Source organism: Sporosarcina sp. P34, from assembly GCF_002743375.1.
Classification (GTDB): Bacteria; Bacillota; Bacilli; order Bacillales_A; family Planococcaceae; genus Sporosarcina.
The window spans coordinates 20,428-36,916 of record NZ_PDZC01000014.1; the positions used below are offsets into that span (position 1 = coordinate 20,428).

Below are 16,489 nucleotides of genomic sequence, written 5' to 3' on the forward strand. Positions count from 1 at the left end.
CACACAAACCTATTTTGCTTTCATTGCAAAATAGGTTTTATTCTTGAAAAGAACTTGGACGTGACTATATGATATTGTTTGGCTCATTATTTAATGTATTTACGATTATTATCGGTACATTAATCGGTAGGTTTTTATACGGAATACCGGAACGTATGAAAGAAACCATCATGTACGGAATAGGAATGGCCGTAGTGGCAATTGGTTTACAAATGACATTTGAAACCACACAAATTGTCATCGTCATTCTTAGTATTGTGATTGGGGCAATCCTTGGCGAATGGATTGACCTCGATCAAAAAGTTAACCAATTGGGACGATGGATTGAAGGAAAGTTACCGTCTAAAAGAGAAGGACAGGGAATTGCACAAGGATTCGTTACGGCTACGTTGTTTTTTTGTGTGGGTTCCATGGCAATCATTGGGGCTATTGATAGTGGTCTCCGTAATGATCACAACGTTTTAATAATGAAAGGCATATTAGACGGATTCACTTCCATCATCTTTAGTTCTACATTAGGTATTGGTGTAGCATTTGCTACCATCCCTCTATTGATTTACCAAGGTAGTATCACCTTTCTTGCTACCATCCTCAGTCGATTTGTTCCAGATGAATTAATGCAGTTATTCATTTCTGAAATGACAGCTACAGGTGGCTTGATGATTGCGGCAATCGGATTAAATCTAATCGGCTTGACTAAAATCCGAGTAGCTAATTTCATCCCAGGTATTGCGGTAGTTGCGGTCATCGTAACGATTGTATATGCTTTTTGACGGCTGACGATGATGTGCTAATTGTAAGGCCCGACCAATCATACGACTCATTTCAAATGGCAGATGAAGACGAGTGCTTTGTAAAACAGCTTGCTCCATGAAACCACTCACATTGACGATTCCTTTAACTGATACATCACCCACTAGGGGAAGTTCTTTACCCACGGCTTTCCCTGGTGCAATAGGGCCGCTATGAAACAATAGGTCACCAACTGCGTCCTTCTTACTTAGGCAGGCGTCGATCGCCACTGCAAAAGCATCGGGGTATAAGGACTTCGTGAGCTCAATGCGTTGTTGTAGATTAAGGGCGTGCAATGGCTCTTGTAACGTGCCAACTACTGTATATGGGAATAGGCTTAGCTCTGACAAGTAGGAGCCTGTCAAAGGACCGAGAGAGTCGCCAGTAGAACGATCAGTTCCGATACAATAAAAAATGATGGGTTGTTGTTTAAAAGGGATATGTTGCATGAAATAAGAACTTAATTTCCACACGACACCGGTTTCTTTACTAGAAAGACGGTAATGATAAGAAGAGGGTTCAGCTGTATACATAGGGCGACACCTATCCTTTGTGTTGTATTTACGCTGAAATGTATTCTGCGCAGGTATTGCTGTGCAGTATATCCTCAGGGGTAAGGGTTTATACGAAAGGAGGATTTCTTTCAATGGCATCAACTTCTACTACACAAGAAGAAGTGAAAGAAAACCTGGAAGTTTTAGACGAAGCAGTTCGACAGGTAAAAGGAACTCTATTTGACGCAGATTTTTGGCTAGGCACTGGATTCTTTGCAATTCGCATTACTTTAATTATTGTCGTGGCAAGTATCGTGGTAAAAGTTGGACAAGTATTGATTCGCCGATTTTTCTCCATTAAGCTAAAAAGTCCGATGCGTAAGACAGAGCGACGTGAAAAAACTATGATTAAACTTTTGGAAAATGCATTGAAATACATTGTCTATTTTTCTGCTATTTTGGCTGTTTTGACGGAATTTAAAATAGATGTAAAAGGTCTTCTTGCGGGTGCGGGTGTGCTAGGTCTTGCTGTCGGTTTCGGAGCCCAGAGTTTAGTGAAGGATGTCATATCTGGATTCTTCATTATTTTTGAAGATCAATTTGGAGTAGGGGATTATGTACGTATTAATTCAGGTGAAGGAACCGTCATGGAAATCGGGCTTCGCACAACGAAGATTGCATTGTACGGCGGTGAATTATATACAGTACCTAACGGTCAAATAGGCGAAGTCATTAATTTCTCTGTCACGAATTCAATGGTCTTACTTGATCTGGCGTTATCCTATGAAACGGATATTGACCATGCTGAAGAATTAATCAAAGAATTCCTTAAAAAGTTACCAAAAGAACGTTATTCAGAAGTTATTGGTGTACCAGAGGTGTTAGGCGTACAAAGTATGGAACCTTCAAGAATCTTGCTACGTATTGCCGCGGAAACAGAGCCGGTTGCTAATTTTGGAGTAGGTCGTAAACTTCGACAGGACTTAAAGAAATTCATGGACTTGAATGGAATTGAAATGCCTTATCCACGAATGGTAATACGTGAAGAACAGAGGGAAGGAGATTCACACAATGGCGGCCAAAGAATTTAATTTGCATGATGTGGTAGAGATGAAAAAACAGCACCCGTGTGGAACAAATGCTTGGAAAATCATCCGAATGGGTGCGGATATTCGCATTAAATGTGAAGGCTGTGGACATAGCGTTATGATTCCGCGTAATGAGTTTGCTAAGAAGATGAAAAAGATTCTACTGAAGAACGAGTCTTGAGAACACATGGACAATTTAGCGTATTGTCCTTATAATGAAGTGGTTGACTAACGAATAATGTAAGCTTTGGATAGATAAGAAAGGTGTGGGAATAATGGCGTTAACGGCTGGAATTGTAGGTCTTCCGAACGTGGGAAAATCAACTTTATTTAATGCAATCACAAAAGCAGGAGCAGAGGCAGCGAACTATCCGTTCTGTACGATTGACCCAAACGTAGGAATAGTTGAAGTGCCAGATGAGCGTTTGGATAAATTAACTGAGCTCGTCACACCGAAAAAGACGGTTCCAACTGCATTCGAATTTACTGATATTGCGGGGATTGTAGAAGGTGCAAGTAAAGGTGAAGGTCTTGGTAACAAGTTCCTTTCACATATTCGAGAAGTAGATGCGATTTGTCAGGTAGTCCGTTGTTTCGTAGATGAAAACATTACACACGTATCAGGGAAAGTAAATCCAATTGATGATATCGAAGTCATTAACTTGGAATTGATCTTGGCAGATATGGAGAGTGTAGATAAGCGTTTAGCGCGTGTTTCCAAGATGGCGAAACAAAAAGACAAAGAAGCAATGGTCGAAGAGCCGATTTTACTGAAGTTACGTGATGCATTTGAAAATTCAATGGCAGCTCGTTCCGTTGATTTGACGGATGATGAACTACAAGTCGTTAAAGGTATGCATCTATTAACGATTAAACCAATGTTATATGTAGCGAACGTTTCAGAAGATGAAATTGCAGATGCGGACAATAATCCCTACGTACAACAGGTTCGTGACTTTGCAGAGCAGGACAATGCAGAAGTAATCGTAGTTTGTGCGAAAATTGAAGAAGAGATGGCTGAGCTTGAAGACGATGAGAAGGAAATGTTCCTTGAAGAGCTAGGCATCAAAGAATCCGGTCTTGATCAGTTGATTAAAGCAACTTACAACTTACTTGGATTTGCTACGTATTTCACAGCGGGTGTGCAAGAAGTTCGTGCATGGACATTCCGTAAGGGCATGAAAGCACCGCAATGTGCTGGAGTAATTCATACCGACTTCGAACGCGGATTTATCCGTGCGGAAACAGTAGCCTACGACGACTTAGTCGAGCATGGTTCCATGACAGCAGCAAAAGAGGCTGGCAAGGTTCGTTTGGAAGGTAAAGAATACGTCGTTAAAGACGGAGACGTCATGTTGTTCCGTTTTAACGTATAACACGAAAGGCTGATTCTCCACGTGGGGATCAGCTTTTTTTGATTTGAAGTTGGTTGAGGTCAAGAACGACTTAGATCCTTAGTGGAAAGTTAAGTAAGGGGTAAAAGGAGACGGCAACTCCAGCCTCTTTATTTCATTCAACAGGGTACACATACAACTTTGGTAGCTCTGGATCATCCCTCACCATTGCATCATCTGGAAATTTCTTTAATTCCTTGTACATCGCAAAATCTCCAGCTGCCCCGCCAATTAGCATCGCACCTAACAGCAACAGCACACCATCATTGAAATACAATGCACTAATGGCAGGCAACACACCCGTCATCCAAAAGGGCAGTAACAACGCTTTGCGAATGCCTTTGTTGTCCATCAACTGATCTGCGGTAGCATACGCAACCCCCATCTTCAAATTGACGCCATACGCCATGTTCTTCCACGGCACATTACAAAAAAATCGGAAACCGAGCAAATGAAAAAACTCATGTATAACAATCAATAAAATATATCCGACCAAAGCATAGATAAAATACCACACTGAAAAAGACAGAAATAGTCCACCTTGTAACAGACCACGGATTATTAAAAGTGCTATGAGCGGTAGGAGAGTAAGCCAAAGACTTTGCTTCGCTATTTTTTGTAAATCAAGCTCGACAATCACAGGCTGCTGTTTTTCCATGCGAGATCACTCCTTCTATTCATTTAGTATAGTATATTAGTGGTTGATATTCCAATTGCAATGTGATAACATGTACTGATGTGAGTAATATTAAATTTTACTTACTCCTTGCCCACTTGTAAAAGTAGGGCCCAAGTCCATAAGGAGGTGACTATTGATGAGAAAGTACGAAATTATGTACATTATGCGCCCAACTCTTGAAGAGGATGCGAAAAAAGCGTTGATTGAACGCTTTGATACTGTTCTAACTTCAAACGGAGCGGAAATCATCGAGTCGAAAGAGTGGGGCAAGCGTCGTCTTGCTTACGAAATCGACGACTTACGTGAAGGTTACTACCAATTAGTAACTGCTAACGCTGGTGCAGAAGCAATCGATGAATTTACACGTTTAGCGAACATCAACGAAGGTATCATTCGTCATATGACAATTCGTGTAGATGCGTAATCTGATATAAAGTTTTAAAATTTATGATGAGGGAGGTTTGATTCTGAATGATAAACCGTGTCGTTTTAGTTGGCCGATTAACAAAAGATCCTGAGCTGAAATACACACAGACTGGAATTGCTGTAACACGTTTTACATTGGCAGTGAACCGTGCGTTCGCTAATGCCCAAGGAGAACGGGAAGCAGATTTCATCACGTGTGTAGCTTGGCGTAAACAGGCTGAGAATATCGCGAATTATTTACGAAAAGGAAGTCTAGCCGGAGTAGATGGTCGTATACAGACGGGCAGCTTCGAAGGTCAAGACGGTAAGCGTGTTTACACGACAGAAGTTGTTGCGGATAGTACTCAATTCCTGGAACCAAGAGGAGCCAATACAGAACGTCAGCAAACGCCATCTTATGGTGGGGGAGCGCCTTCTTATAACGCACCTTCTCAAGACCAGGGACAAGGATACAATAACCAGCAATCCTACCAACCGAATCAGCAAAATATGACACGTGTCGATAATGATCCATTCCAACCAGGCGGCGGTCCGATTGAAGTAACAGATGATGACTTGCCATTCTGATAGAACGGTTCACTGGATACGTAAATAGGAAGGAGGACAACAATTATGGCACCACGTCGTGGAGGTCGCAAACGCCGTAAAGTTTGCTATTTTACTTCTAACCACATTACGCACATCGACTATAAAGATGTAGATTTGTTGAAGAAGTTTATCTCTGAGCGCGGAAAGATGTTGCCTCGTCGAGTTACTGGTACAAGCGCTAAATACCAACGTAAATTGACGATTGCAATTAAACGTGCACGCATCATGGCACTACTTCCGTTCGTATCTGAAGAGCGGTAATATATAAACCGCCACTGACTGAATTATTCAGTCAGTGGCGGTTTTTTATTTATTACGAAAGCCTTATATTCCAAAGTACATTACGCATCCATTTTACTGGAAAGCGCAACTGCCTGTACTTTTGATTTCACATCGAATCATGATACAATTAGAAGGATGATTGTCACTTTATATGAATTTAGGAATGTAACACTTTGTCTTCTTATGATTGACAGGCGGCAAAAGAAGCAAAGAATGAATTGGGGCGTAGATATGCAAGATCAAGCAAGTAGAATTACGTACGGTGCGATGATGGTAGCACTCTTTGCCATATTACTGGCAATGACTTTATACGTACCATTACTCGGCTTATTGACAATATTGCTCGTTCCATTGCCCATTACGATTTATCGTTTGCGTTATGACCGAACATCTACACTGATGATGGCGATGTGTACATGGCTTATCACATTATTGATTGGCGGTTTACTTTCCATTCCAGCAGCGGTTGTATTAAGTGCAGTTGGATTCGTTATTGGTGATACCGTGCGGACGGGCAAGACGAAACTTTATGTATATATGGCAACAGGTGTCACATTGCTCATCTTATTGAGTCTATTGTATCTTGGTACTGTGTGGTTCATGAAAATTAATCCGATTGAACAGCTGATGCAACAATTTTCAACTATTCAGCAAGAAGCGCTTGTGATCATGTCGGGAATGGGAGATTCAACTGGAGATATAGAACGAACCTTGGCAGAGGCATTTACGTATTACCAAACTATTGTGCCTTCACTGTTCATCTTATCTGTTTTTGTAACAGCTTATCTGTTCGTTATGCCAATTTTGGCGGTTGCAACACGTTTGCGTTTTGAAGTTCCTAAATTTGCTTCATTCCTTACTATGCGCCTTCCATTTGCAACAGTATTGGTTTATCTAGCACTGCTGTTGATTTCCGTTTTGTCGCAGCCGGAACAAGGAACGATGTTTTATCTACTGGAGGCAAATGCCATTCTCATCTTTAGATTCTTATTCTTCTTACAAGGTTTGGCGTTAATTTACTATGCATTGCGCAAGATGAAGCTTCCAATAATCGTCAATGTGCTAGCTACATTATTCGCCATGTTCCTCAGTCCCTTTACCGTAATGTTGGGTGTTTTGGATATCGCCATTAACATTCGTACGTGGATAGATAAAGACAAGAGAGCGTAGGAGATGAGATAGTGAATTTATTTTATAAAAAACGCGGGATACGAATTCCATTAGCATTCTTGTCTTTACTTGGTGCGGTAGGTTCCGTACTACTAATGCTATTGAATTTTTGGATTGGACTGTTTTTTTCCATCGCTTATGCGCTTGCACTAGGCATTGCTTGGAAAGTAGAGAATGATAATTACCTGGAAACTGAGAAATATATTGAAACATTATCCTATCGAATGAAAAGGGTAGGAGAAGAAGCGTTACTGGAATTACCAATCGGTATTATTTTGCTGAATGATAAGCAATTAATCGAATGGGTCAATCCATTTATTACCTCCATTTATCCTGACAAGACTTGGATAGGGTCACAGCTTTACGAAATGAATGAAGCATTCCGTCAAGTGATTAGAGAAGACAGTGAGCAAGACGTCATTGTATTAAATGATCGCTCATACCGTGTCTACTACAAACCAGAAGAGAAACTGATCTATCTATTTGACGTAACAGAACGTATGAAGATGCAATCCCTTTATTATGCTGATCGAACAACGATTGGGATTTTGTTGGTTGATAACTATGATGAACTGTCTCAGACGATGGACGACCAGACACGAAGCCAGATGAACTCCCTTGTTACTTCATTGGTCAATCAATGGGCAGATGAATATGGGATCTTCGTAAAACGAATTTCTTCTGAGCGCTTCTTGGCTGTTTTCAATGAAGGTACTTTAGAATTATTGGAGAAGACTAAGTTTTCATTGCTCGATACGATTCGTGAGAACACGTCTAAACACAGCGTATCTCTTACATTGAGTTTGGGGTAGGGACAGGCACTACGTCGCTTACAGAACTCGGTGAACTAGCACAATCGAGCTTGGATTTAGTGCTCGGACGTGGCGGTGACCAAGTAGCGATTAAACACCATGATGGAAAAATTAAATTCTATGGTGGTAAGACAAACCCTGTTGAAAAGCGCACACGGGTGCGTGCAAGAGTTATTTCACATGCACTACGTGATTTAATCCAAGATAGTGACCGCGTGTTCGTCATGGGTCACAAAATGCCTGACATGGATGCGATTGGTGCGTCGATTGGTGTACGCAAGATGGCAAAAATGAACGGTGTTGAAGGCTATGTTGTCGTTAATTTCGACCAGCTTGATGCTAGTGTCAGTCGTTTGATGGATGAAGTGCAGCAAGATGAAGAATTGTATGATCACATGTTGATGCCTGAAGAGGCATTGGAATTGATGACGGAGCGTTCATTGGTCGTTATTGTCGATACGCATAGGCCGAGTATGGTGATTGATGAGCGAATACTGGACAAGGCACAGAAGGTTGTATTAATCGACCATCATCGACGTGGAGAAGAGTTTATCAATAACACTGTGCTCGTTTATATGGAACCATATGCATCTTCGACAGCGGAGCTTGTAACGGAATTGCTGGAGTATCAGCCAAAGAACGAAAAGTTGACGATGCTGGAATCGACAGTGATGCTAGCGGGTATTGTCGTTGATACGAAAAGCTTTACACTTAGGACAGGTTCTCGGACATTTGAAGCCGCTTCTTATTTGCGGACGAATGGTGCCGATACCGTGCTAGTACAGCGTTTATTAAAAGAAGATATTGAGACGTATATTGAACGATCAAAATTAATTGAGACTGTAGAATTCGTGGGCAATGGCGATATTGCGATTGCGCGAGGACAAGAGGAAGTGGTCCACAGCTCCGTACTAATCGCACAGACAGCTGACATTTTGCTGACTATGCAGGGCATTTCCGCTTCATTCGTCGTCGCAAAGCGTGATGATGGGAAAATTGGTATTAGTGCCCGCTCATTGGGTGAATTGAATGTTCAAGTTATAATGGAAGAATTGGGTGGTGGCGGTCATTTAACGAATTCTGCTTGCCAGTTAAGCGTAGATACGATGGATGAAGCCATCACGATGTTAAAGGACGTACTAGATCAATATGTAGAAAGGGGAAATGAATGATGAAAGTTATTTTTTTAAAAGACGTTAAAGGAAAAGGTAAAAAAGGCGAAGTGAAAGAGGTTTCAACTGGATACGCACAAAACTTTTTATTAAAAAATAATGTAGCAGTTGAGGCAACTCCGGGTAATTTAAGTAAGTTGCAAGGTCAGAAGGATCGCCAAATGAAAGATGCAGCTGCGGAATTGGCAGAAGCTAAAGAATTAAAAGAGCAAGTCGAACAGTTGACTGTAGAGCTACAGGCGAAAACTGGTGAAGATGGTCGTCTATTTGGTTCTATCACATCAAAGCAAATCGCCCAAGCGTTAGAAAAGCAAAACAAAATTAAAGTAGACCGCCGCAAGATGGAATTACCTGAGCCAATTCGTGCACTAGGTTTTACAAATATTCCGATCAAATTACACCCTGATGTAACAGCGACGCTTAAAGTGCATGTTACAGAAGAATGATAAGGAGATAATAGCTTGAACCAGATGATCGAGCGCACACCTCCGCATAACAACGAAGCAGAGCAGTCGGTCCTCGGGGCAATATTTTTAGAACCACAAGCACTGATTACTGCATCTGAAATATTGTTGCCGGAAGATTTTTATCGAATCGCACATAAAAAGATTTTTGAAACTATGCTTATACTAAATGACCGTGGCCAGCCGGTCGATTTGGTGACAATCGCCGAAGAGCTCAAAGTAAAAAATGAGCTTGAAGACGTTGGAGGTATTTCATATATCACAGAGCTTGCCAATGCAGTTCCGACTGCTGCAAACATTGTCTATTATGCTAATATCGTAGATGAAAAAGCATTACTGCGCAGATTAATCCGCGTTGCAACGGACATTGTTGAAGACGGTTATACACGGGAAGATGAAGTAGAAGCCTTACTTGGTGAAGCTGAGAAGAAAATGATGGAAGTGTCCAGTCGGAAAAACGCTGGCGACTTCCGTCATATCAAAGATGTATTAGTGGAGACGTATGACAATATTGAATTATTACATACACGTAAAGGTGACGTAACAGGTATTCCAACCGGCTTTCGTGATTTGGATAAGATCACGGCAGGTTTCCAACGTAATGATTTGATTATCGTGGCGGCTCGTCCGTCTGTCGGTAAAACTGCGTTTGCGTTGAACGTAGCGCAAAACGTGGCAACGAAGACAGAAGAAAACGTCGCGATCTTCAGTCTCGAGATGGGTGCTGAACAGCTGGTCATGCGTATGTTATGTGCAGAAGGAAATATTGACGCGCAAGTACTGCGTACGGGTACTCTCGAAGCGGACGATTGGCGCAAGCTAACAATGGCTATGGGGTCATTATCAAATGCAGGGATCTTTATTGATGACACTCCAGGTCTGCGAGTCAATGAAATTCGTTCAAAATGTAGACGGCTACAACAAGAACATGGTCTCGGCATGGTGATGATTGACTATATGCAACTAATCATGGGAAGCGGTCGTGGTAGTGACAACCGTCAACAAGAAGTATCTGAGATCTCCCGCTCATTAAAAGGACTAGCACGTGAACTAAAAATCCCAGTCATTGCACTATCACAGCTATCACGGGGAGTTGAACAACGTCAAGACAAGCGACCTATGATGTCCGATCTTCGAGAGTCGGGGAGTATTGAGCAAGATGCCGACATCGTTTCCTTCCTTTACCGGGAAGATTACTATGACAAAGAAACTGAAATGCAAAACATGATCGAAATCATTATTGCCAAACAACGTAACGGTCCAACCGGTACCGTGACGTTGGCATTTGCAAAGGAATACAATAAATTCCTCAATATCGATTGGAGCCAGCATGAATCACCACCGTCTTACGAATAAAACAGCGCGTTCTTCTTCTATGACCATAGAAAAGGACGCGCTGTTTTTTTATCGTTTCAAGCAAGCCGTCCCTGCCTGAAAAAGTGCGATTTTGCACAAATCGTGATAGAGTTAAAGGATATGGAATGATATATTACAGCTGTAGAATAAGGTTCTAACCATAGAAAAGATAGATACGTGTTCGCTATGCCACACAAGTGTATATCGTATAAATTTGTCGTGGAACAAAAACGTAGCTAAAAAAATGATCGCCTATTAGGGTGAGAAAGGAACAAATCATGCAAAACAAAACTATATTTATCGTAGACGATGAGAAACCCATCGCAGACATCATAGAATTTAACTTAAAAAAGGAGGGCTTCAACGTCTTTTGCGCATACGACGGTGAAGATGCGATCAACCGAGTAGAAGAAATTCAGCCGGACCTTATGCTTCTCGATATTATGCTTCCTAAACGTGATGGCATGGAAGTCTGTAGGGAAGTACGAAAAAAATATGATTTTCCGATCATCATGCTGACAGCCAAAGACTCAGAAATCGATAAAGTCTTAGGGCTTGAACTAGGCGCAGATGATTATGTTACGAAGCCATTTGGTACAAGGGAGTTAATTGCCCGGGTCAAAGCCAACTTGCGTCGTCATGCAAGAACTATAGCGGAAGATCAAGAGGAAGAAACGAACGATATTACGGTGGGTCAACTTGTCATCCAACCGGATGCATACTACGTTCAAAAGCGTGGAGTGACAATCGAACTGACACATCGTGAATTTGAATTATTGTATTACTTGGCAAAACATATCGGTCAGGTGATGACACGTGAGCATCTACTGCAAACTGTATGGGGCTATGATTATTTCGGCGACGTACGAACAGTCGATGTAACGATTCGACGTCTTCGGGAAAAGATTGAAGATACACCGAGCCATCCCAATTGGATTGTCACAAGACGTGGGGTAGGTTATTACTTGCGTGATCCGGAACAGGAGTAAGCCACTATGCATAAAGTAGGTTTTTTCCGGTCGATTCAAGTCAAGTTTGTCTTGATTTACGTCCTGCTTATACTTGTCTCCATGCAGATTATCGGGCTGTACTTTGCACGTGAATTGGAACAAACACTTAAAGATAACTTTACGAATTCAATTGTAGACCGGATGAATTTAGTGGAGTTTAGTGTGCGAGAAGAAATTACAAAAAAACGTAAAGACAATGATCCTACACTAGAACAAAGCTTAAAAAATGTCTTGGTCGAGTTCACATCAGATGACATTATTGAAATACGGGTTATCAATCCAAAGTATCGTATTCTAGCGACGTCCTCTTTCGAAAATCAGATGAGGGTAGGGCAACATTCGACCAATGATAATGTGCGAAAGTCTATAACGTCAGAGACCATGAAAGATGTTGTGACGATTGATCCGCAATCTCATAATCGCGTGCTTTCCTTAGCCAAACCGATCTTTAACGGCAATGAAATTGTGGGCTCGCTCTATGTAGAAGCCAATATTGAATCCGTTTTTCAACAAATTGAAGAAATCAATAGGATATTAGCGGGGGCAGCAGCCGTCTCCCTTACCATTACAATACTAGTTGGGATCTTCATTGCCAGGGCATTTACCCGGCCAATATCCGACATGCGAAGACAAGCGCAAGCGATGGCAAAAGGGAACTTCACCCGAAAGGTTAAAGTATATGGATCAGATGAGATGGGGCAACTGGCCATCGCATTCAATCACTTAACCAATCAGTTGCAAGAATCTCAATCCACTACTGAGAGCGAAAGGCGAAAGTTGGCTTCGGTTCTGGAAAACATGACAGACGGTGTCATTTCGACTGACCGAAAAGGAAGAGTTAGCTTAATTAACGATTCCGCTCTGCAGATGCTTGGAGTAACGAACGATCTTGTTATAAATCGCCCTATCGCCAGTATTCTTGGTATAGACGATGAGTATACGTTTGAAGAGCTCATCCAGATGAAAGAATCAATTCCACTGGATTTCAGTACAGAAGATCAAGCATATATTTTACGTGCAACAATTTCCGTTACCCAGCGTGAAACAGGATTTGTAAACGGCTTGATTGTCGTATTGCACGATAATACCGAGCAAGAAAAAATTGATATGGAACGTCGGGAGTTCGTGTCAAATGTTTCACATGAACTGCGAACACCACTCACTACAATGCGTAGCTATCTAGACGCATTGGCAGAAGGGGCATGGCGTAATGAGGAAATCGCTCCAAACTTCTTACATGTTACGCAAAATGAAACCGAGCGAATGATCCGTCTCGTAAATGACTTACTAAAACTTTCACGTATGGATAGTAAAGAATATGAATTGAATAAAGAATGGGTGGAATTTAACCGATTCTTTAATGCGGTTATCGAGCGCTTTGAATTTTCTAAGTCGCAAAATGTACGATTCACACGGAATTTGTATTCAAGCAGTCTATTCGTGGAAATCGATACCGATAAACTAACGCAAGTACTAGACAATATTATTTCAAATGCTTTGAAGTATTCGCCAGATGGTGGGGAAGTTCGCTTCGGTGTAACGATATCAGGTGATTATATTAAAGTGATGATTTCAGATGATGGAATGGGTATACCAAAGTCCAATGTCAATCGAATTTTCGATCGTTTCTATCGTGCAGATAGAGCTCGTTCTCGTGCACTTGGCGGGACCGGTCTGGGCCTCGCAATCGCTAAAGAAATGATTGTGGCGCATAAAGGAGATATTTGGGCGCAGAGTGAGGAAGGAAAAGGAACGACAATCTTCTTCAAGCTACCATTTGAACAACAAGAGGATGGTGAGTGGGATTGAAATACATCGAAATAATTAAATCCATTGTATTGTTGTTGCTCGTCTCACTCAGTGTTCTGTTTACTTTTGAGGTTTGGAACTATTCACCAAATTATGAACCGATGGAACAACTGCAGACTGTTGATATATCCATATCTGAGAAGAAAACAATCGATGAAATCATAAAGCCATATAAAGTAATTACCAATTTAAAAGATCAGATACTAGGCTCTACAGATGCCGAAAAAATCGACAGAATCCTGAAAGAAATGAATACATGGGATTTATCTAATCTACAGCTAGTTAGACAGGACATGAATAAGTTTAATATTGCACAAACCTTACGCCAACCGAGTCAAATGGCGCTCTACTTCACGGGGGAAGTGCCCATGCTAGTCTATGACAATGTATTGCCAGTCGACGACGTGAACATTCCCGAAGCTACCTTTAATCGTTTGGTCATTGACTGGAGTCAATCCACACAAGCGCCAGTTATTCATTTACTGAGTGAAGTGAGCGGCTTGCATTATCAGGTACAAGTGACGCTACCGAATAAAACTAGCTTTCTGCGCAATGTAGTTGATGTGGGTCAGTCATTCGACGAATATGCAGAAATTGATCGTGGCAATGCACCATTTCTTGCGGTGCCAAAAGATCCAATAACCATTACGCGTAATACGTATTACCAGGAAGAAATCAATCCATTACGTTTCCGTGACGCACTGTTCAGTGACCCTAAAGCTGTTCGTCGTAATCAAGTGAATCCAACCCACGAAGAATACGGAGATGACCACGCGTTCATGAATGTCGATACCGAGATTAAAAGGTTGAGTTATGTCATGCCTGCAGTGGAGAGTCAGGAGTTCGCGCTACCTTCGGAGTTGTTGCTGAATACTATCGACTTTATCAATGAACATGGTGGCTGGACGGATGAGTTCCGCTATGCCTATATGAATCCATATTCCCGTTATGTCCGGTTCCAACTATATATTGATGGTTTGCCAGTCTTTAGTGATCAACCAGGCATAAGCGAAATCACAGAGACGTGGGGAGAAATGCGTGTATTTAAATATATACGACCATATTACTCACTAGATGTGAACATCGAACCGGTACAAGAGAAACTACCTTCAGGAGTGGAAGTGGCGGGGTCTTTACGTGAATCGGAAGAGCTAAACTTTGATTTAATTGAGGAAATCACTCCCGGTTATTATATGATCCATGATATAGAACGCAAATTATTTATATTACAACCTTGCTGGTATTACCTTATCAAGGATAACTGGTTTCGCCACACTCCAGAAGAATTACAAGGAGGTGGCGTAATTGGATTGGAATAGAACCAAGACCATCTTTATTATCGTCTTTTCCATTCTAAATGTCTTCTTGTATTGGCTCTATTTAGACAGACAAATGAGTGTCGGAAATATGCAGAGTCTCGGGAAAACATCGATCGAAGAAACATTGGCGTTAGAGAATATTACGTATGACCCGATCCCTTTCACTAAAAAAGATGTTTCATATTTGTCGGCTCATATTGCCACCTTTTCCAATGAAAGCTTAAAAGGGTTAAGTAACCAATCATTCGTCTTGGTTGAAAAATCGCGATTACTGTCCCACATGAAGAAAGCAGTAAAAGTGACCGAAGGAAAAGGCGAATATTACTTCGACGAGTTCTTAAAAAAGTATGTGCTCCACGGCGAAGATTATGTGCTATGGGATGTAGATGAAGAGGAGCAGAGCGCTGTATTTTTCCAACGGGTAAAGAACGAAACCATTTTCTACAGTCCGAATGCCATGCTCGTTATACACTGGGGTAAAGATGGCGAAGTGACGCATTACGAACAAAGTATGCTCGATGAATTCCTAAGTTTTAATCATAAAAAGGATTTACTATCGCAAGACGATGCGGTCTCTTCTCTTGTTACACGTGGCTATTTAAAACCTGATTCGACCGTTATGCAAGTTAAGTCAGGTTATTCAACACTTGTTCAACTAACGGAAACTCAAGTATTTGCACCGACGTGGAATGTTCAGGTAAAATTGAAAGATGGGACGATCGAGAATTACTTCATCAATGCAATTGAAGGAAAGGTCATCGAGTTCCAATCGGATATAGTAGAAGAATTAAAAGAATAGGAGTTTTCCACATGCGATTTAGCATTTTAGCGAGTGGCAGTACAGGCAACTCGATATATATAGAGACAGATGAGCATGCTTTTCTTGTAGATGCCGGCATGAGCGGTAAGAAAGTTGAAGGTTTGCTCGGATCGATCAATCGCTCAATGAAACAAATTGACGGCATTTTCGTCACACATGAACACAGTGATCATATTAAAGGAATCGGCGTACTTGCCCGGAAGTATAAAACGCCAATCTATGCCAATGCCAAAACGTGGCAGGCGATGGACGGTCTTGTAGGAGAGATTCCCGTTGATCAGCGTTTCCACTTCGACATGGAAACGGTGAAAACATTTGGCTCACTGGATATCCAATCATTTGCAGTATCCCATGACGCAGCAGACCCAATGTTCTATACGTTCAATGAAGGTGATCGTAAACTAGCGATTATTACTGACACAGGTTATGTTAGTGATCGTATGAAAGGTCATATCCAAGGAGCTGACAGCTTTGTATTCGAAAGCAATCACGACGTCAGCATGCTTCAGATGGGCCGTTATCCGTGGTCCATAAAACGTCGTATACTAAGTGACGTGGGCCACGTATCAAATGAGGATGCAGCTGTTGCAATGAGTGAAGTAGTAGCTCAAAAAGAAGCGCATATTTATTTAGCCCATCTTAGCCTAGATAATAATATGAAAGACTTGGCGCGCATGAGCGTAGCACAGACCCTTGAAGACTGCGGTATTCGTGCAGGGGAATTTGTCCACTTGCATGACACGGATGCATCAGAATCTACAGAGCTTGTGCTAGTCTGAAGTACATGCGAAAAGCCTTGCTAAATTAGTGAGGC

General features: G+C 41.6%; 17 protein-coding genes and 1 pseudogene. 16 read left to right on the forward strand and 2 right to left on the reverse strand.

Features of this window, described 5'->3' with window-relative positions; translation table 11 throughout:
* Positions 1-68 precede the first annotated feature (68 nt).
* On the forward strand, positions 69-773 hold the full coding sequence (locus tag CSV63_RS15135) for a DUF554 domain-containing protein (RefSeq protein WP_099696556.1): 705 nt from the start codon (positions 69-71) through the stop codon (positions 771-773).
* Here the strand turns inward: CSV63_RS15135 and yyaC are convergent.
* A complete protein-coding gene (gene yyaC, locus CSV63_RS15140) occupies positions 684-1,325 on the reverse strand; it encodes a spore protease YyaC (protein WP_099696557.1) in 642 nt (213 codons plus the stop codon). The two genes, CSV63_RS15135 and yyaC, sit on opposite strands and share 90 nt — an antisense overlap.
* Positions 1,326-1,438: 113 nt before the next feature.
* Between yyaC and CSV63_RS15145 the strand changes: the two genes are divergently transcribed.
* The 3 genes from CSV63_RS15145 to ychF all read left to right on the forward strand — a co-directional run bounded on the left by CSV63_RS15145 (position 1,439) and on the right by ychF (position 3,750).
* On the forward strand, positions 1,439-2,377 hold the full coding sequence (locus CSV63_RS15145; RefSeq protein WP_233192145.1) for a mechanosensitive ion channel family protein: 939 nt from the start codon (positions 1,439-1,441) through the stop codon (positions 2,375-2,377).
* Positions 2,358-2,555 carry a DUF951 domain-containing protein gene (locus CSV63_RS15150; RefSeq protein WP_099675924.1) on the forward strand — a complete coding sequence of 66 codons (198 nt, stop codon included), beginning with the start codon at positions 2,358-2,360 and terminating at the stop codon, positions 2,553-2,555. Before CSV63_RS15145 ends, CSV63_RS15150 begins: the two co-directional genes overlap by 20 nt.
* 94 nt (positions 2,556-2,649) lie before the next feature.
* On the forward strand, positions 2,650-3,750 hold the full coding sequence (gene ychF, locus CSV63_RS15155) for a redox-regulated ATPase YchF (protein WP_099696558.1): 1,101 nt from the start codon (positions 2,650-2,652) through the stop codon (positions 3,748-3,750).
* A gap of 133 nt (positions 3,751-3,883) precedes the next feature.
* On the opposite strand, the gene CSV63_RS15160 is transcribed toward ychF, so the two are convergent.
* Positions 3,884-4,426 carry a DUF3267 domain-containing protein gene (locus CSV63_RS15160; protein WP_099696559.1) on the reverse strand — a complete coding sequence of 181 codons (543 nt, stop codon included), beginning with the start codon at positions 4,424-4,426 and terminating at the stop codon, positions 3,884-3,886.
* Positions 4,427-4,583: 157 nt separating this feature from the next.
* Here CSV63_RS15160 and rpsF point away from each other — a divergent pair, with 157 nt between their 5' ends.
* The 12 genes and pseudogenes from rpsF to CSV63_RS15220 all read left to right on the forward strand — a co-directional run bounded on the left by rpsF (position 4,584) and on the right by CSV63_RS15220 (position 16,454).
* Positions 4,584-4,871, forward strand: coding sequence for a 30S ribosomal protein S6 (gene rpsF, locus CSV63_RS15165; RefSeq protein WP_085132250.1), 288 nt, complete (start codon positions 4,584-4,586; stop codon positions 4,869-4,871).
* 47 nt (positions 4,872-4,918) lie between these two features.
* Positions 4,919-5,440 carry a single-stranded DNA-binding protein gene (gene ssb / locus CSV63_RS15170; RefSeq protein WP_099630353.1) on the forward strand — a complete coding sequence of 174 codons (522 nt, stop codon included), beginning with the start codon at positions 4,919-4,921 and terminating at the stop codon, positions 5,438-5,440.
* A gap of 45 nt (positions 5,441-5,485) precedes the next feature.
* A complete protein-coding gene (rpsR, locus tag CSV63_RS15175) occupies positions 5,486-5,722 on the forward strand; it encodes a 30S ribosomal protein S18 (RefSeq protein ID WP_099635880.1) in 237 nt (78 codons plus the stop codon).
* A 234-nt stretch (positions 5,723-5,956) separates the two neighbouring features.
* Entirely contained in the window at positions 5,957-6,913 is a 957-nt protein-coding gene (locus CSV63_RS15180) for a YybS family protein (protein WP_158233976.1), read from the forward strand.
* Between the two features lie 11 nt (positions 6,914-6,924).
* Positions 6,925-8,897 (forward strand): annotated as a pseudogene (locus CSV63_RS15185) (DHH family phosphoesterase).
* Positions 8,897-9,343 (forward strand): 50S ribosomal protein L9, encoded by a 447-nt coding sequence (gene rplI / locus CSV63_RS15190; protein WP_099696561.1) that lies wholly within the window; start codon positions 8,897-8,899, stop codon positions 9,341-9,343. Before CSV63_RS15185 ends, rplI begins: the two are co-directional and overlap by 1 nt.
* Before the next feature lie 24 nt (positions 9,344-9,367).
* Positions 9,368-10,717, forward strand: coding sequence for a replicative DNA helicase (gene dnaB, locus CSV63_RS15195; protein WP_369823868.1), 1,350 nt, complete (start codon positions 9,368-9,370; stop codon positions 10,715-10,717).
* Positions 10,718-10,995: 278 nt separating this feature from the next.
* Complete coding sequence (yycF, locus tag CSV63_RS15200) at positions 10,996-11,706, forward strand: response regulator YycF (RefSeq protein ID WP_099696563.1); 711 nt, start codon at positions 10,996-10,998, stop codon at positions 11,704-11,706.
* 6 nt (positions 11,707-11,712) lie between these two features.
* The gene (gene walK, locus CSV63_RS15205; protein WP_099696564.1) at positions 11,713-13,536 is read left to right on the forward strand and encodes a cell wall metabolism sensor histidine kinase WalK; all 1,824 of its coding nucleotides are present in this window, start codon (positions 11,713-11,715) and stop codon (positions 13,534-13,536) included.
* Positions 13,527-14,855 carry a YycH family regulatory protein gene (locus CSV63_RS15210; RefSeq protein WP_099696565.1) on the forward strand — a complete coding sequence of 443 codons (1,329 nt, stop codon included), beginning with the start codon at positions 13,527-13,529 and terminating at the stop codon, positions 14,853-14,855. The genes walK and CSV63_RS15210 overlap by 10 nt, the downstream gene beginning before the upstream one ends.
* Positions 14,842-15,654 (forward strand): two-component system regulatory protein YycI, encoded by an 813-nt coding sequence (locus CSV63_RS15215; protein ID WP_099696566.1) that lies wholly within the window; start codon positions 14,842-14,844, stop codon positions 15,652-15,654. The genes CSV63_RS15210 and CSV63_RS15215 overlap by 14 nt, the downstream gene beginning before the upstream one ends.
* Before the next feature lie 11 nt (positions 15,655-15,665).
* Positions 15,666-16,454, forward strand: coding sequence for an MBL fold metallo-hydrolase (locus CSV63_RS15220; protein ID WP_099696567.1), 789 nt, complete (start codon positions 15,666-15,668; stop codon positions 16,452-16,454).
* The last annotated feature ends 35 nt before the right edge of the window (positions 16,455-16,489 follow it).

Coding starts and splice junctions, on each gene's coding strand:
- CSV63_RS15135 (WP_099696556.1), top strand. CDS start 69: ATGATATTGTTTGGCTCATTATTTAATGTATTTACGATTATTATCGGT.
- yyaC (WP_099696557.1), bottom strand. CDS start 1,325: ATGTATACAGCTGAACCCTCTTCTTATCATTACCGTCTTTCTAGTAAA.
- CSV63_RS15145 (WP_233192145.1), top strand. CDS start 1,439: ATGGCATCAACTTCTACTACACAAGAAGAAGTGAAAGAAAACCTGGAA.
- CSV63_RS15150 (WP_099675924.1), top strand. CDS start 2,358: ATGGCGGCCAAAGAATTTAATTTGCATGATGTGGTAGAGATGAAAAAA.
- ychF (WP_099696558.1), top strand. CDS start 2,650: ATGGCGTTAACGGCTGGAATTGTAGGTCTTCCGAACGTGGGAAAATCA.
- CSV63_RS15160 (WP_099696559.1), bottom strand. CDS start 4,426: ATGGAAAAACAGCAGCCTGTGATTGTCGAGCTTGATTTACAAAAAATA.
- rpsF (WP_085132250.1), top strand. CDS start 4,584: ATGAGAAAGTACGAAATTATGTACATTATGCGCCCAACTCTTGAAGAG.
- ssb (WP_099630353.1), top strand. CDS start 4,919: ATGATAAACCGTGTCGTTTTAGTTGGCCGATTAACAAAAGATCCTGAG.
- rpsR (WP_099635880.1), top strand. CDS start 5,486: ATGGCACCACGTCGTGGAGGTCGCAAACGCCGTAAAGTTTGCTATTTT.
- CSV63_RS15180 (WP_158233976.1), top strand. CDS start 5,957: ATGAATTGGGGCGTAGATATGCAAGATCAAGCAAGTAGAATTACGTAC.
- rplI (WP_099696561.1), top strand. CDS start 8,897: ATGAAAGTTATTTTTTTAAAAGACGTTAAAGGAAAAGGTAAAAAAGGC.
- dnaB (WP_369823868.1), top strand. CDS start 9,368: ATGATCGAGCGCACACCTCCGCATAACAACGAAGCAGAGCAGTCGGTC.
- yycF (WP_099696563.1), top strand. CDS start 10,996: ATGCAAAACAAAACTATATTTATCGTAGACGATGAGAAACCCATCGCA.
- walK (WP_099696564.1), top strand. CDS start 11,713: ATGCATAAAGTAGGTTTTTTCCGGTCGATTCAAGTCAAGTTTGTCTTG.
- CSV63_RS15220 (WP_099696567.1), top strand. CDS start 15,666: ATGCGATTTAGCATTTTAGCGAGTGGCAGTACAGGCAACTCGATATAT.